Source organism: Algisphaera agarilytica (genome assembly GCF_014207595.1).
In the GTDB taxonomy this organism is placed as follows: domain Bacteria; phylum Planctomycetota; class Phycisphaerae; order Phycisphaerales; family Phycisphaeraceae; genus Algisphaera; species Algisphaera agarilytica.
On the sequence record NZ_JACHGY010000001.1, the window covers coordinates 3545683 to 3569068 of the forward strand.

A 23386-nucleotide genomic window follows, 5' to 3' on the forward strand; every position below is an offset into this window, starting at 1 on the left:
ACGCCGCACCCGAGCCTATGGACTTTTTTGATCACCAGGATGTCGCCCGCAAGAAGACCGGCCGGCTGGTCTTGCTGATGTTCCTCGCGGTGGTTTCCATCATCGCGCTGATCTACGGCGTGGTGCTGATCGCTGCGATCCAGCTCCAGGGGCAGTCGGTTTCGTCGGGCGCAAACGGCGTGCACAGCTTCGGCACACCCGACTTGCCCTACCTCACGCTCCTGGGTGCCACCGCGGTCGGCGTGCTTGTCGTGGTGGGTAGCGGCTCGCTCTTCAAGACCAGTCAACTCTCGGCGGGCGGCCGGGTGGTGGCCGAGTCGATGGGTGGGCGGGTGATCGAGACAGACACGACCGATCCCGACGAGCGGCGGGTGCTCAACGTGGTCCACGAGATGGCGATCGCGTCGGGGGCACCGGTGCCCGCGGTCTACATCATGGATCAGGAAAACGCGATTAACGCCTTTGCTGCGGGATGGTCGCTCGACGACGCCGTGATCGGCGTCACACGCGGCTGCGTGCAGCAGCTTACCCGTGATGAATTGCAGGGCGTGATCGCTCACGAGTTCAGCCACATCCTCAACGGCGATATGCGGATCAACCTCCGCCTGGTGGGCGTGATCTTCGGGATCCTCGTCATCAGCGTGATCGGCGGGGTGGTGATGCGGTCGATCTTCTACTCCGGCGGAACCCGGCGACGCAGCAGCAACAACAAAGACGGCGGCGGGGCGGTCATCGCGATCTTCCTGCTGGGCCTGGCGATGTACATCATCGGCTACGTCGGCGTGTTCTTCGGCCGGCTGATCCAGGCGGCGATCTCACGGCAGCGGGAATTCCTGGCCGACGCCTCGGCCGTGCAGTTCACCCGCAACCCCGACGGCATCGCGGGAGCGCTCAAACGCATCGGGGGATATTCCGCGGGCAGCAAGATGCAGAGCGCCCACGCCATCGAACACAGCCACATGTTCTTCGGCAGCGCCGTGACGAGCTACCTCGGCGGTGCGTTGGCAACCCACCCGCCCCTGCCCGAACGTATCCGACGGATCGATCCGAGTTGGGAAGGCGGATACCCCGAAGAGCGGCACATCGCTCAGCACTGCGAAAGCCTCGCGGCAGGAGCCGCGGGTTTTGCTGGGGCTTCGGTGGCGGATGAAAAGCCCAGCCAACCGAGCGCGGCGATGGGGTTCTCGCCAAGCGAAGGCACGGCTTCGGCGTTTGAGCAGATCGGCGCCTTGACCCCCTCGCACATCCATCACGCTCAGCATCTGATCGATGCGATGCCCAATGTCCTGCGTTCTGCGGCACAGACCTCGACCGGTGCACAGGCGGTGATCTTCGCACTGCTTCTGGATCGCAAGGACGGCGGGACCCGGGCCAACCAGCTTGCGTATCTCGATGCCAAGTCGCTCGGGCCGGTCGCGGCTTTGACTCATCGGTTGGCGGAACCGGCCGGCGAGCTGAAGACCGAGATGCGTTTGCCGCTGGTCGATCTGGCCCTGCCCGCACTGTCCCGGCTGCAGCCCCAGGCCTTGGAGCAATGGTTCGTCCACCTCGATGCGCTGGTCGCGGCCGACCAGCGGTTGGATTTGTTCGAGTGGGCTTTGCGGCAGGTGGTTTGGCGCCATCTGGCCGCGCCGTCTCGTGGCGGCGGGGGCAAGAAAAAGCTCGCGTCCGGTCGGAACGCGTTGTCCGTGGTCTTGTCGGTCCTCTCGCGGGTCGGGGCGGGTAACGCGCGGGATGCGTCGCGGGCCTTCGAGGCGGCGGCGGAGCACGTCCCCCAGCTGGGGCTCGAACTGTTGCCCTCAGAGAGCGTTTCGATGTCACGGCTGACCGAAGCGGTGGACGAGCTCTCGGGCCTGGAGCCCAAGTCCCAGCGGCTGGCGATCGAGGCGTGCGCCTCCGCGATCGCCTCGGATCGCCAGGTGACCGCACGGGAAAGCGAGCTGTTCCGGGCGGTCGTGGAAACGCTCGGGGTGCCGGTTCCTCCGCTGCTCCCGGGGCAGAAACTCATCTGACAGGCCGAACGCAAAGTTGGGCTTGGGGCGTGTCGCGTGGGGGAGGTGAATCCTTTAGAATCAGGCGATTCGCTGGCGGTGCCGGGGTCTTTCCCGGCAGACATTCTCGCACCCCAAGGTCTATGCCCATGAACACCCCGGTCTTTTCTTCACTCTGCCTGACGGGTCTGCTGACCCTGTCGTTTGGATGCAGCCAAGTCAACCGTCTCTACGAGCAAGACACCGGCGAGATGGCCGAGGTCCCCGGTCCGCCGCCCGCAGAGACCTCCTCGCAGTACGCTGCGGAAGAGGATGTGGCGTTCATCGAGCCGATGGACGCGGGTGATGAGGACGCGATGCTTTCCGACGATGTGGATGCGATCGAGCCGCTGCCCGAACCCGAGCCCGCGGCCCCCCGCACCTACACCATCCAGAAGGGCGACTCCTTCTGGAAGATCGCCAAATCGGTCTACGGCGACCCGATGCGCATGAAAGACATCGAAGCGGCCAACCCCGATATCGACCCCAAAAAACTGAAAATCGGCGACGAAATCATTCTGCCCGAGTGATTCCCGACCGAGGGCGTTGCAGTGCGGTCTGAACGTATTGCCCTGTCGGCTACCCCGGGTGCCAGCCCCGTCGAGACGGGGCTGGCAATACGATACTCAGCAAGTAAACTATTTAAGTTCGCTGTGCCCGCTTCGTGTATCTCAGTTTGCCACGAACATACGACTGTCTTCTGCCGCGTCAGGCATCCGCCACCCAATCCTGCCATCTCTTCTTGAACAGGCTCACACATGCAAACCGTTGACTGGATCATCATCGCCGCCTTTGGTCTCCTGCTGGTCGGCATCGTGATCTTCACCAACCGTATCACCAAATCGGTGGCGGGCTTTCTCTCTTCCGAACGATGCGCAGGACGGTACCTCTTAACCATCGCCAACTCGATGGCCTTCTGCTCGGCGATCGGCATCGTCGGCGGCTTCGAAGGCACCTACCGCAACGGCATCACCAGCATCTGGTGGGGCATGCTCATGATGCCCATCGGGACCATCCTCGCGCTGACCGGGTGGGTCACCTATCGCTACCGCCAGACACGATCGCTGACGATGGCGCAGTTCCTCGAGAAGCGCTACAGCCGTAAGTTCCGGATCTTCGCGGGCTTCGTTGCGTTTATCTCGGGCATGCTCAACTGCGCGGTCTTCCCGCTCGTGACCGCGCACTTCCTGGTCTACTTCCTCGATCTGCCGCAGGTGACGTATTTCACGCTCGGGCCATGGGAGTGCGGCACGCACTTCTTGGTCATGCTGGTGATGGTGAGCCTCGGTGTGATCCTGGCGATCTCTGGCGGCCAGATCACCATCATGGTCACCGACTTCTTCCAAGGCACGATCGGCACGGTCGCTCTGCTGGCGATGATTGCGCTGCTGCTCTCGACCGTGGGCTGGTCGACCTTGATGACCACACTCAAGGCCTCGGAAGACATCCGGGTCCTGGAGACCACCGGTGGCGACCAGCTGGAATATCCGGTGTGGTATCAAGAGCGGGTCGCCCCCGTGCGGGAACACCACGCGGCGCTCGAGGCGGCGATGCCCGGTGTGTTTGAGGTGCTCCGTGACAACCCAGAGGTCTTCGATGCGTTGGGCCAGGGCGTGGAAGAAGCCCGCGTGCTGGCGGCCGAGAAACGCGAGCTGGACCTGGTCGGCCTCGAACTGGCCGCAGCAGACTACGAAGAAGACGCGGACCTGGCGAAAGCCCTTGAGACCGGGGTCGCTGAGGCCAAAGCCGTTGCTTTGGACAACGCGAACGCGTTGTTGGCCGACGATGACGCGGAAAACGACTCGAAGGCCGAGGCGCTTCTTACCTTGGCGAATGGCTCGGCGGTCCTGACCCAGGCCGCGCGGAGTTACCGCTCCACACGGCTGCTGGTCAACGAAGACTACCCCGACATGGTGCGGATCCTCGAGCGGGCTGAAGACGCTTCGATGATGAACCCGTCGAAGCTCGGCAACGAGGGAGCGTTCAGCGTGCCGTTCTTCATCATGATGGGCCTGATCATGATCAGTCAGGTCGGCGTGTGGCAGGGCGGATCGGGCTATCTCACTGCGGCACGCACGCCTCACGAAGGACGGATGGGCGGCATCCTCAGCGGCTGGCGTTGGATGACCATCACGCTCGGCAGCGTCGCGGCGGTCACGCTCATCTACTGCACGATATGGAACGCAAATTACGTCCAGGAGCAGCAGGCGATCCAGGAGGCCGCGCAAGCTATCCAAGACCCGCTGCTGCAGAGTCAACAGTTTGTGCCGACGGCTCTGGGCATTGTCTTGCCCGCCGGTCTTATGGGTTTGTTTGCTGTCTTCATGATCGGCGCATCGATCTCGACCGACGACTCCGCTTACCACTCCTGGGGTTCGATCTTCCTGCAGGACGTGGTCATGCCGTTCCGCAAGAAGCCGTTCTCGACCAAAGAACACCTGCTCTACCTGCGGCTGGCGATTATTGGTGTCGGGTTGTTTGCGCTGTTCTTTAGTTCGCTATGGCGGCTGACTGACTTCATCAACATGTGGTTCCAGATCACCGGGGCGATCTACACCGGCGGGGCGATGTGCGCGATCGTTGGCGGCCTCTATTGGCGTCGTGGCACCACGGCGGGGGCCTGGGCGGGCATGCTGGTAGGCAGTTCGCTATCGCTCTACGCAATCTATTTCCTCAACGGTCGCAACCTCGTCGCCGAGGGCATCAACCTCTTTGGGCTGATCCACCTGGAGCTGAAGAACATCCCGATCCTCAGTGTTGTGCAGAGCACCGAGGTACCCTACAAGGTGCCTCGCTGGATCATCGGCGTTGGGGGGGAGCCGATCAACGGCCTGCACTTGGCGGTGATGAACATCCTGATCTCGATCGGTGTGTACACCTTGGTGTCGACGCTGACCTGCCGCGTCCCGACGAATCTCGACAAACTGCTGCACCGCGGTGAGTACGCGATCGATGACGACAAGACCGCCGCCGCCAAGGAAGCCGAGAAATCCGGCAAGCGGCGTAACATCCTTCGCATGATCGGGATCACGGACGAGTTCTCCAAGTTTGACGTGTTCCTGTACTGCCTCTCGATCACATGGACTGCCATGCTCTCGATTAGCTTTCTGTCGATCACCACATGGTTCTTGTTCTTCCAGAGTGCCGAAGAACGTAACAACAGCGCTGAAGCCTGGTATACGGGTTGGGCCTGGCTGCTGGGGATTCAGGGGCTCATGGCGGTGATCACCGGTATTTGGTACGCCTGCGGCGGCGCACGCGACCTGGTCCGGCTGGTGCGTGCGGTTCAGGGCAAGGCGGTTGACGAGGCCGATGATGGTTTCGAGCAAACCAAACCCGCGTTCGAGAAAGAGTGATATTTGTTCTTAGTCAAGGAGTCGCTTGATGCTTAGCTCAAACGGTTTGAAATGGATTGCCGGGGTCTTGTGTGCTGCGGTCTTGCCGACGACGGCGGTGGCGGAACCCGCCGACGAGGTGGTGTTGAAGATCGACCCGTCGATCCAGCGTTCGATTGGGGGCATCAGTGCGTTGGACCGCGACGCGGTCTTCGCGATGTGCGACCCGGGAACGGGATTCGACAAACGGATCGACTCGCCGGACCGCATGAAGTTCCTCCTGAGTGAGTTGAACGTGTCGTTCGGCCGCCGACTCGGCCCGATCAACGGAGTTGTGAAGTGGGGGCCGGGTGTGGATGAAGATCCCAGCCGACCGGGCTTTGCGGATATCGCGAAGCTCGAGCAATCGCTCAAACCAGACCAGCCGGGTGATCTGTTCCGAGGCCTGTCGGGCGGCAGGCTGGACGTTGTCGCCCACGGCAACCACAACGCCTACCCCGAGTTCATGGGCCAAGTCACCACGGACGCCGCTCAGGAAGGGCACAAAGCGCAGTATCTGCCGGAGAACATCGAGGCCGCCGCCGAGCTCGCCGCGGTTGTTTTTGAGCAGAGCTATACCGATTTCGACCGCCCCCATTACTTCGAGCCCGTGAACGAGCCGCACTGGTCGTTCTACAGCGATCCGCACATGGCCAACTGGCACATGAAGACGATGGAGGCGGTCAAGAAACGCACGCCCGAGGTGTTGGTCGGCGGGCCCTGCTCCAGCGTCGCGTATTTCTACAAGCGCAACTTCGGAGCGTTTGGTGGGCTTAAGACCTTCATGGAGCACACCGAAGGCAAGATGGACTTCTACTCGTTCCACGTGTACGACTACCTGCGTTGGGAAAACGAAGAAGTGACAGGCCGAATCACCGGCGGCCTGCCCATCGAGGGCGTCCTGGACCTCGTCCAGTCCCACTCGTATCACACCTACGGGCAAGAGTTCCCCCTGGTGATCTCCGAGCACGGCGGATACTTCCTGGAAGGCGTTGTCCCGGAAATCGCTGCGAAGTATCTGCCCCCGGGTGAAGGCTTCGATCACACGATGCGTGTGCGGTCGATCGCGTCGCACGTGCTGGTCAGCGCGGCGATTGCGAACACGCTGTCTTTCCTGGAACACCCCCACGTCGTCAAGAAAGCGGTGCCGTTCATCTTGCTCGAGTCGATGAACTGGGACCCCGAGTACTACTCGACCGCCTACGTGCCCTACAACTTCACGGACAAGAACAATTGGGTCGAGTCGCGCAACCTCGACTTCTACCGTTTCTTCCGCGACCTCAAGGGTGAGCGTCTCTGGATTGATGGAGGTGACCCCGACCTGCAAGCGGTTGCATTTATCGAAGGTTCGATCATCCGCGTGGTAGTCAACAACCTAAGCGATGAGCCGCATACCCTGTCGCTGCAGTTGCCCGGCACAGAAGATCATGCGATCCGTCGTTATGGGCGCAACGACGACTACACCCCTTCGCTGAAAGAATCTTCGTTGTCGTCGCTGGAAGGCATCCAGATCGCTGGCCGTGAAGCCGTCGTGATTGCCTCGGTTCTGGGGGAAGAAGTCGAAGCCCAAGCCACCATCAACGAGGTTCCGTTCTACGCCGAGGACATCCAGGTCGTGGCCGAGCCCGGCAAGCCGATGCGTTTTGGCGTCGAAGTCGATTCTCCCGAGAAGGTGGTCAAGGCGACCTTGCGTATCGGTGTGACGCGTCCCCCGACGGCGAGCCCCGATATACGGGTGAAGATCAACGGCCGGGAGGTTGACGTGCCGCTGGAGGATTCCGCGGGGCGTTATACCAACGCGGATGAATACGCCTCGACCAAGATCATTTCGATCGACCCCGGCCTGCTGAAGGCCAAGAATCGGGTGATCGTCGCGTTCCCCGATGAGCAGGGCGGTGCCATCGGGACGGTGGTGATCCGTGCGGGTTACAAGCAGTGATGCGCGGCGAGAATCAGGCTCGACCATTGCCGGTTTGTGTAGAATGTTGACCGGATGTGCGGCAGGGATGTCGCCGTCCGAAATCCCTGTCCGCGTTTGAGTTGCGGCTTGGTTTCCTCACATCTCTGTTGTTCAGAAGTTCATTCATGCCCACGACCAAGCCCAACATCTTGTTCATCATGTCGGACGACCACGGCGCTAATGCCATCAGCGCTTACGGCTCGCGTCTCGCTTCGGTGTTTCAGACTCCCAACCTGGATCGCATCGCGCGTGAAGGGGTACGGCTGAACAATTGCCATTGCGGCAACGCCATCTGCACGCCGAGCCGGGCGACGATCTTCACCGGGCAACACAGCCACATCAACGGGGTCCGCACGCTCAGCGATTCGCTGGATACCGAGGCAACGACCTACCCCAAGATGATGCAGGCGGCGGGCTACCAAACCGCCATCTTCGGGAAGTGGCACGTCCACAGCGAGCCGCAGGGATTCGATCAGTACTACGTGCTCCCAGGGCAGGGCTACTACTCCAACCCCTTCTTCATCGGCCCCGATCACGACTGGGGCGAGAGCTACAGCCACAGCGACCCCGGCGGCGACCGTCACGAAGGCTATGTGACCGACCTGGTTACCGACTTCACGCTCGACTACCTCAAGAACGTGGACAAAGATCGCCCGTTCATGGTGTGCTGCCACCACAAAGCCCCGCACGACGACTTCGAATACCACCCGCGCCACGAGTACATGTTTGACGGCGTCACCATCCCCGAGCCAGACAACCTCTGGGAAGACCACAGCCGCCGTGACCCGTGCACCCGCCATTACGGCACTTCCGTTTCGGACCGCAACCCGTTCCGCAACGCGATCATCCGCATGAGCCAGCCCGACTACGTCACGGGGCAGCTCGACGTGACCGGCCTCGACGCGGAAGGGCGGACCAAGGCCGCCTACCAGAAGTATCTGAAAGACTACATGCGGACCTGTGCCGCGATCGACGAAAACGTCGGGCGTCTCCTGGACTACCTGGACGGATCGGGTCTCGCGGAGAACACGCTGGTCGTTTACACCTCGGACCAAGGCATGTTCCTGGGCGAGCACGATTACATCGACAAGCGTTGGATCTACGAAGAGGCGTTGCAGATGCCGATGCTGGTGCGTCTGCCCGGAGAGATCCCCGCGGGTTCGCAGAACCAAGACCTGATCACCAACGTGGACTTTGCGAGTACGCTGCTGGATTACGCCGGGATTGCATCCGACCCGGGCATGCAGGGTCGATCGTTCCGTAGCAACCTCCAGGGGCAGACGCCGGAGGATTGGACCGATGCGATCTACTATCGCTATTGGATGCACATGACCCACCACCACAACCCCGCGCACTACGGCATCCGCACACAGCGCTACAAGCTCATCCACTTCTACGGCCTCCCCCTCGACGCGACCGATGCGTTGCCGTATTCGACGCCGCCGGGCTGGGAGCTTTACGACCTGGAGAAGGACCCGGACGAAAACCACAACGTCTACAGCGATCCGGAATACGCAGACGTGGTGGAGAAACTTAAGGCCAGGTTGTTCGAGCTCAAGGCCGAGCTTGGTGATGAGGACGAGAAGTATCCCGAGGTCATGGCGCTGCCCACGCGCTGAGCGATCTTTCCGTTATTCAAAAGTCATTCTGACCGTATCAATTTTTTCTTGGAGACGACTATGCGACGTTTCGTGATATGTGTTTTGGCTACGGCGTTGAGTCCCTTGGCCGCCGCGGAGTTGGAGCCGGTTCAATTGACCGTCTCACCCGATACGGTCCGCTCGATCGGCGGGATCACCACCCTCGAGCGTGAGAAGTACATCACGATCCACGCCACCCCCGGCGAGCCGGACATCACCGAAGAGCAGCGTATCTACATCGAAGAGGAACTCGAAGCCCACTACGGCCGCGACGGCGGTGTGCAGTCGGGTCAGCTCCAAGTGACCCCCGCCGACCCCGCCAACCCACGGATGCCCGACGTGGCTTTCCTCAAAGAAGCCGGGGCCAGCGCCATCGCCGAACGTGCAGCGATGCCCGAGCGGTACCGGCCCGAGTCGATGCGCGAAGTGGTGCTTTGTACCCACCCCGAATGGATGATGGGGATCGAGAGCAACGACTACGCCGAATTCGGCCCGAAATCTGCCGAGGCCGCAGCCGAGTTCTGCGCCAACTTCCTCAAATACTTCTACACCGATGAGGACCGCCCCAAGTATTACGAGGTGTTTAACGAACCTTTTGTGAAGTCGAAGAAGATCGGAACCAACGTCGAAGAAATGTCCCACCAGCACGTGGTCACCGCACGGCGAATCAAGGAGCTGACCCCCGATGTCTTGGTGGGTGGCTACTCGGCCGCCTGGGCCGAGGTCGAGGCACGGAACTTCGAACACTGGAACAACTGGCAGAAGGCCTTCATGGACATCGCCGGGGACGACATGGATTTCTTCGCGACGCACCTGTATGACGGCGTCAACGTCAAGGGCACCCACGCCGAACGCACGGGCAGCAACATCGTGGCGATCATGGACCTGATCGACGCGTACAGCTACATCAAGTGGGGCGTGGCCAAGCCACAGATGATTTCGGAGTACGGCAGGATCATCAAGCCGCAGACCGACAAGGAATGGCCGAACCGCCTGAAACGGGAAGTCCCGGTGCTGGGCTCGTTCAATGGCATGCTTATGATGTATCTGGACCACCCCGACCGGATGCTCAAGACGGTGCCCTACATCCTCGGGGTGGGCAGCTGGACCTACGGCATCGAGGGCGGGATGCGGAGCACCGAGGAAGCGCCTTCGGACTTCCTGCTGTTTCGCCGCAGCGGCGACAACTACGTCACCACAGGGCTCGAGTTGTTCTACCGCTTCTGGAAGGGTATCGATGGCGAACGCCGACTGACCACGGTCAGTGACCCCGACATCCGCAGCCATTACTTCGCCGACGGCTTGCGCCATACCCTGGTGCTCCACAACATGGACACCGAAGAACGGGCGGTCGCGCTGGATGGTTTTGATGGGTTGGACATCGCCAAGGTTACCCTGCGTCGTTTGACGGCTGAGAACGAGGCGCCGCTACTTTCGGAGCAAACACTCTTCGGCCTCCCGGACGAGATTTCGATCGGCGTGGGCCAAGCCGCAGCACTGCTCATCGATCTGCGCAGCCCTTACGAAGCCGAGCGTGTGCAGACCGAGACGCGGGTTTATGCTTCGGAATACCTGAAAGCGATCGAAGCTGGCCAGCCGATCGAGTTTGTCTTCGAAGGCCTGCCTGCCGGTGAGGGCGACGCTGTTCTCCGCTTGGCCATCGGCCGTGTCCCCGGGCTGTCGTTGCAGCCCAAGGTAGAAGTCAACGGCCAAACGCTTGAGGTGCCGGTCGATTGGTCGGGTGGCGATCAGGCCGGCCGTCCGACGTTCTTCGGCCTGATCGAGGTGCCGGTGCCCGGCGATCTGCTCGATGACGCCGCCACGACTTTCACGCTGACCTTCCCTGATGCGGGTGGCAAAGTGGCGTCGGCGGTGCTGCGGGTTGACCGCGTCACCACCAAGTAATGATGTGTGGGCTTCATGTCCCACACTACCGTTCGTGTAGATAGGATTGCAGGTGTTCCGTGAATCGGAACGCTTGTTTTATCTTCGCAAAACTTACATCCTCCAAGAGGTTCATATGTCTGGTTCATCCCCTAACGCTGACTCTGCATCGCCGACGAATGTCCTGGTTTTTATCGCGGATGACATGACCTACCGGGCCATCGGTTCGCTGAACAACCCCGAGGTAGAGACGCCGAACCTCGACCGCCTGATCGCGCGGGGGACGACGTTTACCCACGCCCACCACCAGGGGTCTTGGCAGGGGGCGGTGTGCATGCCCAGCCGCGCGATGCTGCATACCGGGCGGATGCTCTATCACTGCGGGGGCGAGGCTTGTGGCGATTACCCGCTGCTGGGCCAGGAATTCGGGCGGCAGGGTTACGACACTTACATGGTCGGGAAGTGGCACAACTTCGAAGCATCCCAAAAGCGAAGTTTCAAAAAGATCGGCGACAACGATCAGGGCGGGATGTTCTACTCCTCGACCTTCAACTTCAGCAAGCTCCATCCCGATGGCGACCTGACCCAGTCCGCGTATCTGCGCCCTTCGCCGGGCAATGTCTGGGAGCCGGATGACCGCGGCCGCGCGGGCCATTGGCTTGAGCACGAAGCAGATCCCACCGGCTACGAGCACAGCAGTACCCGGTGGACCCGGAACCTCATCGATTATCTGAAGGTTCAGAGCGAGTACCCCGAGCAGCCGTTCCTGGCTTACTGCGCGTTCCATGCTCCCCACGATCCCCGCCAAGCGCCGACGGAGTACCTCGAGAAGTATTCGTTAGAGGATGTCGAGCTGCCGCCCAACTACGCCCCCGAGCACCCGTTTGACCAGGGGGATTTCAAGTTGCGCGACGAGCAGCTCGCGCCTTGGCCTAGGACCGAGCACGTGGTGAAGGTACACCGCCAGGAATACCACGCGATCCTCACCCACATGGACATGGAGCTCGGGCGTGTGCTCGACACGCTCGATGCGAACGGCCAGGCCGAGAACACCCTGATCGTCTTCACGGCGGACCACGGCCTGGCGGTCGGTGAGCACGGGCTCATGGGCAAACAGAACATGTACGACCACTCGGTCCGGGTCCCGTTGATCTTCGCCGGGCCGGGCGTCCCGCAGGGCAAGATCTGTGACGCGTTGGTGTACCAGCACAGCGTGTACGCTACCGTGGCGGAACTCACCGGCGTTGCGGCTCCCGATACCGTGCAGTTCCCTTCATTGGCGCCGCTGATCCGAGGCGACGCCGGGGCCGAGCCGCCGCACGACACCGTCTTCTCATGCTACCGGCACTTCCAACGCATGTGCCGCAACCACACCCACAAGCTGGTGCTTTATCCGCACCTCGGGCGTTGGCAGTTGTTCCACAACGCCGAAGACCCGTTCGAGACCGATGACCTGGCGCTCCACCCCGATGCGGTCGAGGCGTATCGCGATGTGTATGAGCCGTTGTTTGCGGCGTTACGCGGCTGGCAGCAGGCGGTGGGGGACCAGATGTACCTGCAGCCGAGCGATTACGGGCTCGGCTGAGTTGGCCGCTCAGGCGATGCCTGTGTCGATCGACTCTGATTGTGCGCAGGTGGGCTTCACGAGTCGGCGGGAGCGGGTCCCATCGAATCCCGGACCGCGAGGTCGGGTTTGATTAGGATGCGCTCGCGTTCGCTTTGCTGATCGCCTTCTTTGATGCGCTGCAGCAGAAGCGAGGCGGCGCGGCCACCGATTTCTTCGGGGAGTTGGTGGAGCGTGGTCAGTTTGGGGTCAAGCAGGGTCGCGATGGGGTTGTCCGCGAAGCCGACGACCGAGAGGTCGCCGGGGATGCTGAGGCCCATTTCCTTCGCGGCGCGATACACGCCTCGGGCCAGCTGGTCCATCGTGACGAAGATGGCGGTCGGGCGCGGGTTCAACGTCAGCATCTTCATCGCCGCGTCGTACCCATCGATGTCAAAACGCCAGGGCTCGGAGATGCTGACACATGTGGCGTGACGGTGTTCCGCGACGCGCTTCTCGAAACCTTCCCGCCGGAAGTACATGCCGTCCGGGAACGATCCGGTGGTGATCACGCCCAGGTGTTTGTGGTTTGCTTCGAGCAGGGCGTCGGCCGCCATCTGGGCGCCGCCGATATCGTCGGTGCCCACAAAGTCGATGTGGTGGGTCTCGGCCTGGGGCTCAACATCGACCGAGACCACGGGCACGTTACGATCCAACGCCTCGTTGAGGTGCCGCTCCCACAGCGCCTCGGCAGAGGGGCGGAGCAGAATGCCGTCGACGCGTCGGTCGATCAGCGAGTGGATCTGATCGAGAACCGGCGTCACCTTGCTGGGCATCAGCACGATCGGGACATAGTTGGCTGTCGACAGGTTGTCGTGGATCCCGTTGAACAGCCGGGCGTTGAACGCGTCTTGCATGAAATTCATCAGCACGCCCACGGTCATGGTCCGGCCCTTCTGGATCCCGTGAACCAAAAGGTTGGGGCGGTAGCCCATTTCGTTGGCGATTTTCAAGATGCGCTTGCGGGTTTCATCCGAGATGCGTCCGGAGCTGCCCATGGCGATGGAAACAGCCGCCTGGCTAACTTTTGCGCGTTCTGCGATGTCTTTTAAGGTAATCGGCATAGAAATGTGAATGTGAGGATAGAGAAAGGCACAGAAGCTTAAGCAACGCTTAAGGTGCCATCTCACATTCTAGCGAAGAAATCGCTTGTGTGTTAAGGATTTATGTCGATTTCGATAAAGTTTTAAGCAAATTCAATGCGCAACGGCCACGCCAGATCACCCGGCAGGGGGCTCGGGGGTTGTACGTGCAGGCCGTCCGGCTGGAGCGACCACTCGACTTTGTCGTTGTAGCCGAGCAGGGTGACATCGGCGATGGACTCGCCCGACAGGCTCTTGGCGACCCAGGGTTTGCCGCCCGAGGGGCGCCCCAGCGAGATGGCGTACACCACATTGTCGCGTTGCGTGTAACGGAAGTCCTCTGCGCCGAAGCTGATTTTCTGTTGCAAGCCCATCTCGCCTTCGCCGATCTGAGTCGGCCCTTCGCCGAACACGCGCCAGGGCCGGGTGCCGTAGATCGCCTCGCCGCAGGTGTTGAGCCACTTGCCGACCTGTTCGACGGTCCAATGGGTTTCGTCGTCGAGCGAGCCATCGGGGCGCTGGGTGTAGTTCAGGAGAAGGTTGCCGTTCTTACTCACGATGTCCGCGAGCATGTGGATGATCTCAGCGGGGGTCTTGTACTTGCTGGAGGGGTTCCAGAACCACGGCCCGGAGGAGGTGTCGGTCTGCCAAGGCTCGTCGATGATGCTGCCCAGCACGCCGTGCTCCAGGTCTTCGATGCCCGCCCCGGCTTGATATTGGCCGAGATACTTGTCGAACCCGGGGCGACGCCCGGGGACGTTCTTGTAGGTATAGACGCCGTCGGCGGCCTGGTTGTAGAAGTGGGCCATCACATCGAGACCAGCCTGCTCGAAGATCCCGCCATCGGTATAGAACATGTCCGGCTGGAACTGATCGATCGCGTCGATCATCCGCGCCTTCCAATTCTCAACAAAAAACGGCGAAGGGTTCTGGGGATAAGCGGCTTCCGTGTCGTCGTGGGGCTCGAAGTACAGGCTGGCGTTCGCCGGGTCGTTGCCGTCGTAGGGGACCCCGGCGTAGGGGCCGGTGGAGTCGGCGCCCTTATTGGTGTTGAACCAGCCGTAGCTCCAGGTGAGGTGCTCGGAGAAACCAAAACGCAGCCCCGCGTTGCGAGAGGCCTTGGCGTATTCGCCGAGGATGTCGCGCTTGGGGCCGCGGTTAACCGAGTTCCAGGGGTGGTGTTTAGAGTTAAACAGGTCGAAGTTGTCGCAGTGTGAAAGCATGCCCATGAAGTACTTCGCGCCGTTGTCGGCGTAGAAGCCGATGAGCTCTTCGGTGTCGAGCTTCGACGCGGTCCACTTCTCGATGATGTCCTTGTAGCCCACCTTGGAGGGGTGGCCGTAGGTCCGGCAGTGGTACCGGTATTCGGGCTGGTCTTCCATGTACATGAACCGGGCGTACCAGTCGCCCTGACCGGGCACCGCTTGGGGGCCCCAGTGTGACCACACCCCGAACTTCGCATCACGGAACCAGTCGGGGCAGGAGAAGCGGGAGATCAGGGAAGGCCAATCGGCCGCGATGGGGGAGGTGGGCTGAGCCATGGGGTTTCTCGTGAGTTCAAGGGGATGCAATAAGGGGCAAGATCATACTTGGGATGCCGTTGAGATGATAGTCTAATTTCAAATACGACAAAATATTTTTACAAGTAAAATCTAGGCAGGGCGGGCCAGAACGGGGTTCTGGGCGAGGGTGTCGAGAGTTTTGAAAGCCAGATCGCCCGACAAATACGGGGTAACATACGCTCAGAATCCATCGGCATCGATCTGTTTTGTCTCCGCAGAGGTTCCAACATGACTACCCGTGATTCGTCCCCGTGTTGCTCTGTTTGTCATGCGGCGATTGTCTTTTGTTTATTGCTTATCTTCGGCACCGCTCCTATGTCCGCTCAGCCCAACACCCCTCCTCAAGCTCCCGCCACCCAACGCCCCAACATCGTCTGGGTCATCACCGACGACCAGGGGTACGGTGACCTGTCCTGCACCTCGAACCCCGTGGTCAAGACGCCGCAGATCGATCGCTTCTACGAAGACGCGATCCGTCTCACCGACTTCCACGTCGGCCCCACCTGTGCCCCCACCCGGGCCGGGCTGCTGACGGGGCTGTACTCGGGCAGCACCGGGGTCTGGCACACGATCGGCGGCCGCTCGATTATCCGGCAGTCCATCACGATGCTGCCCGAAGTGCTGCGTGACGGCGGCTACGCCACCGCGATGTTCGGCAAGTGGCACCTGGGCGACAACTACCCCTACCGCCCCCACGACCGCGGCTTCGAAACCGTCATCCACCACCCCGCGGGCGGCATCGGCCAGCAGCCCGACTTCTGGGGCAACGACTACTTCGACGACACGTACCTTGTGAACAACGAGCCGCGCAAGTTCGAGGGGTATTGCACCGACGTCTGGTTCGATCAGGCCGGGAAGTTCATCGAAGACCATGTGACGAACAACTCCGAAGAGCCGTTCTTCTGCTACATCGCGCCCAACGCCCCGCACGGCCCGTACAACGTCCCGCCCGGATACGCTGACCCGTACGCGGGGAAAGTCCCGGACCACGTGGCACGCTTCTACGGCATGATCACGAACATCGACGAGAATTTCGCGCAGCTCCGTGAGTTGCTCCAGCGGCTGGCGATCGAAGACAACACCATCGTGATTTTCATGACCGACAACGGCTCGTCCTGCCCGATGATCGACCGCAAGACCGGGGCGCCCGAGCCGGGCTTCAACGGGGGGCTCCGGGGCGGCAAAGGATCGCCCTACGACGGCGGCCACCGCGTGCCGGTTTTCATCCGCTGGCCAGACGGCGGCCTGACGGGGGGGCGGGACGTCGAGGCGTTGACCGCGAACATCGACGTGATGCCCACGCTGCTGGACCTGTGCGGCGTCGAGGCGTCACGGCCGCTGGACATGGACGGGCACAGCCTCCGCGGATTGCTCTACGGCAACGTGAAGTTGGAGGATGTGGAGTCCCGGGTCGTGGTCACCGATTCCCAGCGTGTCTTGGAACCGGTCAAGTGGAAAGACAGCGCGGTGATGACCCGGCGTTGGCGTCTGATCCAAGGCGATAAGCTCTTCGACATCCTGGAAGACCGGGCCCAGCAGAACAACCTGGCTGCGGAGTTCCCCGAGGTCGTCGAACAACTCCGGCAGGAGTACGAGGCGTGGTGGGCTCACGTATACGCGGGGTCGGAGAAGCCGATCCCGTTGCCGGTGGGTGACCCCGAGGGGCCCAAGACGGTGCAGCTGAACTCGCACGACTGGCGATACGCCGATTCGCAGAACGATGTGGTCTGGAACCAGAAACAGGTCCGGCAGGGCGTGGCGTACACCGGCTTCTGGGAAGTGGATGTCGTCACTGCGGGCCGGTATCAAGTCGAGCTGCGGCGTTGGCCACGCGAAGACCGCGAGCACATCGCGCCGCCCGGCGATCCCGGCAACGAGCCGTTGGTGTGGAACAAGAGCGACATCGACCCCAGCTACCTCGACTGGTACTCGGGCGACACGCCGCTCGACATCGCCCAGGCGTCGCTCGTGGTGGGCGAACAGCAATTGACCCAAGCCGTCACGGATAAGCAGGGGATTTCGGTCTTCGAAATCGATCTGCCCGAGGGCTTCACTCACATGCGTGCGGAGTTCGAGCTAGCGGGCGGCGAGTCGCTCGGGGCGTACTACGTCTATGTCACCCGGCAATCGGATGCCGGTAAGTAAAACGAATCACGCTCTTGGCGTTGCATCATTCAGCAGACGGTGGGAGTGACGAGTCCTTGGGCCGATGGTCCATGTCTAAATAGCCATACGCCGCGGGCAAATCGAGGCTGGCGATCTGCGGGCCCAGAGCTCGAAAGAGCCTTTGGAACGAGAGCTGATTCGTATCGATTGCTTGACGTAGGTGCGGCAGGAGCGAGGTGTGGTACAGCCCTGGGAAAGGCTCGAATCGGCCCGAGTTCAGATAGACCGCCGCCATTCGATCTTCCGTGGCGAGGTCAATCAGGGGTGCGATCAGGTCGGCCGAGCCGTGGATCAAGTCGCAGCTGCTCAGCAGGACCCAGCAGGGTGAGTTGTCATCTCGAACGTCGTCTGCGTGAAGAAGGGCGGTCATCAGGCCCGCCAGCGGACCCGCGTTGCTCACCGCGTCGGCGATGGTGGGATAACCCAGATCATCGTAAGCGCCCGCGCTGCGGGCGACGATGGTGGTCGACGCGCTGAACGGTTCGAGAGTTGTGGCGACCCGGCGCAGCATCGCTTGCCCCGCGACAAGGTGCCGGGCTTTGTCCGAGCCAAAGCGTCGGCTCTCGCCACCGGCGAGGATGTAGTGAGGGAATCGTGTCGAGCGCGACGTCATACAACAGATTGTAGATCGCGGTGGATCGCACGGGCGGCCGCGAGCCCTTCATGGATCGCCCAAACCACCAGCGAGGCACCGCGTCGGCAATCACCAGCAACGTAGACGTTTTGATTCGCACTGCGATAGTCCTGGTCGGTGAGTCGGCCGCGCTTGTCCGTCTCCAGGCCGAACGCCGCGGCGAGCGGGGGGGTGTCGTGTCCAACAAAACCGATCGCCAGCAGGACCAGGTCCGCGGGGAGGATGCTCTTGGTCTGGTCAGCCAGATTTAGAACTTCCACGCCGCTTACTCCGCCGGGGTTAGACGGGATTGGCGTATCGCCCACCATACTCAGCGGCTGGACCTGGTACTCACGCGGGTCGCGACCGAAGCGGGTGACGCCCTCGGCGTGTGCGTAGTCGAGCGTGTAGGTGTTCGGTGGGCCGGGCCAGGGGGCTGTATCCGGGCGTTCATCCGGGGGTTGTTCCCGGCGGGTGATGTTGAGTAGCGAACGACAGCCTTGGCGTAACGCGGTGCCGATACAGTCGGCGCCGGTGTCGCCGCCGCCGATGACGATGACATCTTTACCGGCCGCATCCAGATCGGGCGCGGGGCCCGATGCGTCGAGGTGTTGGCGGGCCGAGGCGGTCAGGTAGTCCATCGCGTTGATCACGCCCGGCAGGTCCATCCCGGGGACATCAAGCGATCGGGCGCGTTGGGCGCCGACGGCAAGGAGAACCGAATCGAAATCGCGGGTCAGTTGCTGGGGATTGATGTCTTGGCCGATGTTGGCGTTGAGTCGGAAGTTCACGCCGGAGCGCATCATCAGGTCGATGCGTCGAAACACCACCGACTTGTCCAGCTTCATGTTCGGCACGCCGTAGGTGAGCAGCCCGCCGGGCCGGTCCGAGCGCTCGAACACGGTGACCTCGTGGCCGAGTCGACACAAGGTGTCTGCGGCGGCCAGCCCCGCGGGGCCCGAACCGATGACCGCGACGCGTTTGCCCGTAGGCGCGGGGGCGACCGCCGGAATAACCCAGCCTTCGTCAAACGCCCGGTCGATGATCGCGCGTTCGATGCCTTTGATCTGGACGGGTTTTTCGTTGATGCCGAGGATGCAGGCGTCCTGGCACGGCGCGGGGCAGACGCGGCTGGTGAACTCGGGGAACGGGTTGGTTTCGCTCAGCCGATGGTACGCTTCTTTCCACCGATCCAAACGAACCAATTCGTTCCACTCGGGGATCTTGTTCTGGATCGGGCACCCCTGACCGTATCCCGAGTCGGGCATACAGAACGCTGCGCCGCAATTGAAACATCGCTCACCCTCGGCCTTGGCGGCTTCGGGGCTCGCCTCGGTGTAGACCTCGTAGTAATCGTTCAATCGGATCGCCGAGTCACGCGAAGGCATGACCGTAAATTCGGCTATCTGGTGATTGGGCGATTTGGTGATGGGCATGTTGGGGTCGAATCAGAATCAGGTGGCGCGGATGCCAATCGGATGGATTAATTCCAATCGCCAATTCGCTAAATCACGAAATCGCAAAATAATCAATACACGTCCCGCTGGTAGCGGTGTTCATCCACGAGTTTGTCCATGTAGGCCTGCACCCCGGCCTCATCGAACTGGCCTTGCTCGGCGATGATGTCGCGCAGAGCCTTGTCGACGTCGCCCGCCATGCGCGAGGCATCGCCGCAGATGTAGAAGTGGCCGCCATTCTCGAACCAGGCGAAGACCTCGGCGGCGTTCTTCCGCATGAGGTCCTGGACGTAGACTTTTTCGTCCCCGTCACGCGACCAGGCGAGGCTGAGTTTGCTCAGCGTGCCGTCGGCCTGCATCTCCGCGAGCTGTTCGCGGTAGAGGAAGTCGGTCGCTTCGTGCTGGTCGCCGAAGAACAACCAGCTCTCGCCGACCTCAGCCCCCGCGGCCTTGCGGGCCTGGCGTTCTTCGAGGAAGGCGCGGAACGGCGCGATGCCGGTGCCGGGGCCGCACATGATGACCGGCGCGGTGTCGTTGTCGGTGAGGTGGAAGTGGGGGGCTTTGTGGACGTAGACCCCAACCCGTCCGCCGAAGCCGCAGCGGTCGGCGAGGAAGGTCGAGGCGACGCCCTTGCGGTCGCTGCCTTCGAGCTTGTACCGGACCGCGCCCACGGTGAGGTGGACCTCGCCGGGGTGGGCCTTGGGGCTGGAGGCGATGGAGTAAAGCCGGGGCTGGAGCGGACGCAACGCGTCGGCCAGCCCCTGGGCGGGGACCTGGGGCTCCCACTTACGCAGGGCATCGATCAGGTGCAGCCCCTTGACGTCTTCAACCGAACCCTCGATGCCCAGCGCATCCAGGGTGCTCTGCGTCAGGGTGACGACGTCGAGCTTGGCCTGCAACGCGAGGCGGATCGGGCAGGTCTCGCCCTTGAGCAGGATGCGGTTGGTGCCGGTGATGCCGGTGAGGGCGAGGATTTCCTCGACGAGGATCGGGTCGTTGCTCGGCCAGAGGCCCAGGGCGTCGCCGACCTCGTACTCCAGGCCCGAGCCCGAGAGCAGGATTTCGACGTGGTTGACTTCCTTGGACGAGCCTTCGCCGTTGAGGTTTTCGACGTGCAGGACCGGAGCAAAGTACGGGTTGTTCTTGTCCCATCCGCCGACGGCGTGTCCGTCGTCTTCATCCTCTTCGAGGCCGACGGGCAAGTCGCCCGCCGCGTCGATCAGCGTTTGGCTGGCGAAGAGTGATTCGGTCCAGCCGGCGTAGTCGTCTTCGTAGGCGACATCACACTCCACGCGGTCGGCGATGCGGGTTGCGCCGAGCTCGGACAGGCGGTCGTCGATGTCGTTGCCCGCTTTGCAGAAGTGGGTGTAGCTGCGGTCGCCCATGGAGCAGACGCTGTACTCGAGGTGGGCCAGGTCGGGGGCGTCGTCGGCCATGAGCTTCGCGGTGAACTTCATCGCGTTGTCCGGCGGGTCGCCCTCGCCGAAGGTCGAGCAGATGATCAGCAGGTGCTTGATGTTGGCGATCTCGTCGAAGTCAAAGCTGTCGAGGGCCGCGACATCGGGGCCGAAGCCCTGGGTGCGGGCTTTCTTGCGGAGCTGCTTGGCGAGGGCTTCGCTGTTGCCCGACTGCGAGCCGTAGAGGATCGTCATCGGTGCGCCGGGCGCATCGGGCTGAGCCGCAGCGGCCTGGGCGTTCTTGACCGAGACGAGTCCGGACAAGAAGCCTTCGACGAACTTCTGCTGCTCGGGGTTGAACGGGGCTTCGCCGGGAAGCGTGATCGGTTGGGGGGGAGTGGCGGTACTCATGAGGAGGTCACCTCCGCGAGGGGGGCGTCTTTCAGGAAGAGTTGTTTGAGGGCGTCGTCGTCGTGACGGCGGGTGAAGCTGAGGAAGGTCTCGTCGTCTTCGCGGTTTTCAAGGTAGGTACCGATGACGCCTTCGAGGAAGGGGTTGAGTTCGTCGTAGGCGACCGGGCCGGTGAGGGGGCGGGCGATGCCCTGGTCGTGATCGCTGCCGCCGCCGAGCACGACGTTGTAGGCCTCCCGGCCGTCTTCGGTGGACGCACCGACCAGGCCGATGTCGCCGATGTAGTGCTGGGCACAGCTGTGGGTGCACCCGGTGAGGTGGATATTGATCGGCGAGTCGAGCTCGAACTTGGTTTGCAGGTGTTCGACGGCGGCCTGGCCGTGCTCTTTGGTGTGGGCCGAGGCGAACTGACAGGCGAACTTGCCGGTGCAGGCGACGACGCCCGCGGCGAACGACGAGGCGGACACGTCGAGGCCCAAAGCGTTGAGGTCGGCGATGGCCGCATCCACCTGATCCGCGGGGACGTGGGGGATGAGTACGTTCTGCCAGACGGTAAGGCGGATGTCGCCTTGGCCGTACTTTTTCGAGATCGCTGCGATACCGCGCATCTGCTCGGGCGAGAGCCGGCCTAGCCAGAGCGACACGCCGAGGAAGCGGAGGTCTTCGCCGTCGGGGCCCGGTGCTTGCGGGTGCACGCCGATGTGCATCTGGCGGTCGATCGGGCCGCGGGGGTGGGTCGCATCCTCGGGGAGACGCAGGAGTTTGAACGGCAGGCGTTCTTCCACGGTCTCGGTGAACTTGGTGTGGCCCCAGTCGTCGAGGACGTATTTGAGGCGGGCCTTCTTGCGGTTGGTGCGGTCGCCGTTCTCGGTGAACACGTCGAGGGTGGCGATCGCGAAGTCGTTCATCTGGTCGGGCGTGCAGGCGAAGCCGGACGAGATCGCGAAGTCGTGGTGCCCGGTGATCCCGCCGAGCAGGATGCGGATGACGATGCCGTCGGGGCAGGCTGCGGCGACCTCGGGGTTGGCCGCGAGGTATTCATCGGTGAGCTTGTGGGCGACGAAGCCGATGTCGTTGGTGTCGACCACGGCCGAGATCACGCCGCCGCCGTCGAAGGCGATGTTGAACTTGCGCGGGATGCCGTGCAGCGAAGGCGTGTTGAGGATGTGCAGGTGCAACGCCTTGGCGTAGGGCGAGAGGTCCATCAGCTCCTGCGGATCGAACCCGGCCGTGGGGTTGGCGGTGATGTTGCGGACGCTGTCGGCCCCCGAGCCCTTGCAGGTCAGGCCCAGGTCATAAAGACCTTCGAGCAGGTTGATGATGTTCTGCGGCTGGATCTCGCGGACCTGGAGGTTGCCCCGCGTGGTGACGTGGGCGTAACCACCGGCAAGGTTCTCGGCGAGGTCGCCCAGGCCCTCAAACTGATTGGCGGTCAGCTTGCAGGCAGGGATGCGCATCCGGCACATGAAGCCGGGCTGCGCGGGTTGGACATTAAAGAGGCCATGGTGCTTGAACATGAAGGTGTCGCCACCCTCGGGCATCTTGGCCTCGGCGGCGTGGGCACGCAGCTTGGGCCACATCTCGTCGGGGTGCTCGGCGAGCTTGAGCTGTTCCTGGGTGCACAGGTCTTCGAGCGGGGTGCCGAACACCGAGATGCGAGCGCCGTTTACATTCCCGCCGTCGCCTGTCTCGTCAGCGTGCGCAGCTTTATAGACCGTGTTGAGGTCCATCTGGTCGAGCATGGAGGCGAGATAGTCACGTTGCTCATCGGTGAACCCATCGAGGGGGGCGTGAGCGAGTGAAGATTTGCCGTCACAAGGCATGACGTTCTCCTGAAAGCATGGGCGACGCGGTGTGAATCAAGTAGGGGTGAGTCGCCGTTTCCATATGAAATACAAAGTCCGACCTCGAAAATGCATTCGGGGTCGGACGCCGTTGTCCTGTAGGGATGTCTAACGTCGGGATTGTAGTGCAATCGTTGTGCCAATCGATACCCCAATTCAGCGAAGTGCGTCCACGCCGCGGTAAGCGTCGAAAACGGTCGAACGGCTCTTCCGTGGGGTGACAAACAACTAGGCAGTTTCGATGCCTCGTTGAGTGACTGCTGCGAAAATGCGCATCGCTTGGGCGTACTCGTCGAAACCATGCCCAAACAATTTCAACCGAGCTTGAACACGACAAATCGGAATAAATGCGGGCTAAATCAC

Annotated in this window: 14 protein-coding genes; 8 read left to right on the plus strand and 6 right to left on the minus strand. The window is 62.1% G+C overall.

Annotated elements, in window-relative coordinates:
- Positions 1-17 precede the first annotated feature (17 nt).
- The 7 genes from HNQ40_RS15425 to HNQ40_RS15455 all read left to right on the plus strand — a co-directional run bounded on the left by HNQ40_RS15425 (position 18) and on the right by HNQ40_RS15455 (position 12473).
- Entirely contained in the window at positions 18-2012 is a 1995-nt protein-coding gene (locus tag HNQ40_RS15425) for a M48 family metallopeptidase (protein WP_184678721.1), read from the plus strand.
- A gap of 128 nt (positions 2013-2140) precedes the next feature.
- Positions 2141-2560, plus strand: coding sequence for a LysM peptidoglycan-binding domain-containing protein (locus HNQ40_RS15430; protein WP_221435565.1), 420 nt, complete (start codon positions 2141-2143; stop codon positions 2558-2560).
- A 228-nt stretch (positions 2561-2788) separates the two neighbouring features.
- Positions 2789-5386 carry a sodium:solute symporter family protein gene (locus HNQ40_RS15435; RefSeq protein WP_184678723.1) on the plus strand — a complete coding sequence of 866 codons (2598 nt, stop codon included), beginning with the start codon at positions 2789-2791 and terminating at the stop codon, positions 5384-5386.
- 28 nt (positions 5387-5414) lie between these two features.
- Positions 5415-7343 (plus strand): beta-agarase, encoded by a 1929-nt coding sequence (locus tag HNQ40_RS15440; protein WP_184678724.1) that lies wholly within the window; start codon positions 5415-5417, stop codon positions 7341-7343.
- A gap of 146 nt (positions 7344-7489) precedes the next feature.
- Positions 7490-8983, plus strand: coding sequence for a sulfatase family protein (locus HNQ40_RS15445; protein ID WP_184678725.1), 1494 nt, complete (start codon positions 7490-7492; stop codon positions 8981-8983).
- A 96-nt stretch (positions 8984-9079) separates the two neighbouring features.
- The gene (locus tag HNQ40_RS15450) at positions 9080-10909 is read left to right on the plus strand and encodes a hypothetical protein (protein WP_221435566.1); all 1830 of its coding nucleotides are present in this window, start codon (positions 9080-9082) and stop codon (positions 10907-10909) included.
- A 115-nt stretch (positions 10910-11024) separates the two neighbouring features.
- A complete protein-coding gene (locus tag HNQ40_RS15455; RefSeq protein ID WP_184678727.1) occupies positions 11025-12473 on the plus strand; it encodes a sulfatase-like hydrolase/transferase in 1449 nt (482 codons plus the stop codon).
- 56 nt (positions 12474-12529) lie between these two features.
- On the opposite strand, the gene HNQ40_RS15460 is transcribed toward HNQ40_RS15455, so the two are convergent.
- Together HNQ40_RS15460 and HNQ40_RS15465 are read right to left on the minus strand one after the other, a co-directional pair.
- Positions 12530-13555, minus strand: coding sequence for a LacI family DNA-binding transcriptional regulator (locus tag HNQ40_RS15460; protein WP_184678728.1), 1026 nt, complete (start codon positions 13553-13555; stop codon positions 12530-12532).
- Positions 13556-13677: 122 nt separating this feature from the next.
- Entirely contained in the window at positions 13678-15114 is a 1437-nt protein-coding gene (locus HNQ40_RS15465) for an alpha-L-fucosidase (RefSeq protein WP_184678729.1), read from the minus strand.
- Positions 15115-15450: 336 nt separating this feature from the next.
- On the opposite strand from HNQ40_RS15465, the gene HNQ40_RS15470 reads away from it, so the two are divergent.
- Positions 15451-17280, plus strand: coding sequence for an arylsulfatase (locus tag HNQ40_RS15470; RefSeq protein ID WP_184678730.1), 1830 nt, complete (start codon positions 15451-15453; stop codon positions 17278-17280).
- Between the two features lie 25 nt (positions 17281-17305).
- Here the strand turns inward: HNQ40_RS15470 and mobA are convergent, their stop codons facing one another.
- From mobA to HNQ40_RS15490, 4 genes are all read right to left on the minus strand, one after another.
- Positions 17306-17914 carry a molybdenum cofactor guanylyltransferase gene (gene mobA / locus HNQ40_RS15475; RefSeq protein ID WP_184678731.1) on the minus strand — a complete coding sequence of 203 codons (609 nt, stop codon included), beginning with the start codon at positions 17912-17914 and terminating at the stop codon, positions 17306-17308.
- Positions 17911-19350, minus strand: a complete 1440-nt coding sequence (locus HNQ40_RS15480) for a glutamate synthase subunit beta (protein WP_221435567.1) — start codon at positions 19348-19350, stop codon at positions 17911-17913. The genes mobA and HNQ40_RS15480 overlap by 4 nt, the downstream gene beginning before the upstream one ends.
- A gap of 92 nt (positions 19351-19442) precedes the next feature.
- The gene (locus HNQ40_RS15485) at positions 19443-21179 is read right to left on the minus strand and encodes a diflavin oxidoreductase (RefSeq protein ID WP_184678733.1); all 1737 of its coding nucleotides are present in this window, start codon (positions 21177-21179) and stop codon (positions 19443-19445) included.
- Positions 21176-23002, minus strand: coding sequence for a NirA family protein (locus tag HNQ40_RS15490; protein WP_184678734.1), 1827 nt, complete (start codon positions 23000-23002; stop codon positions 21176-21178). The genes HNQ40_RS15485 and HNQ40_RS15490 overlap by 4 nt, the downstream gene beginning before the upstream one ends.
- Positions 23003-23386 lie beyond the last annotated feature (384 nt).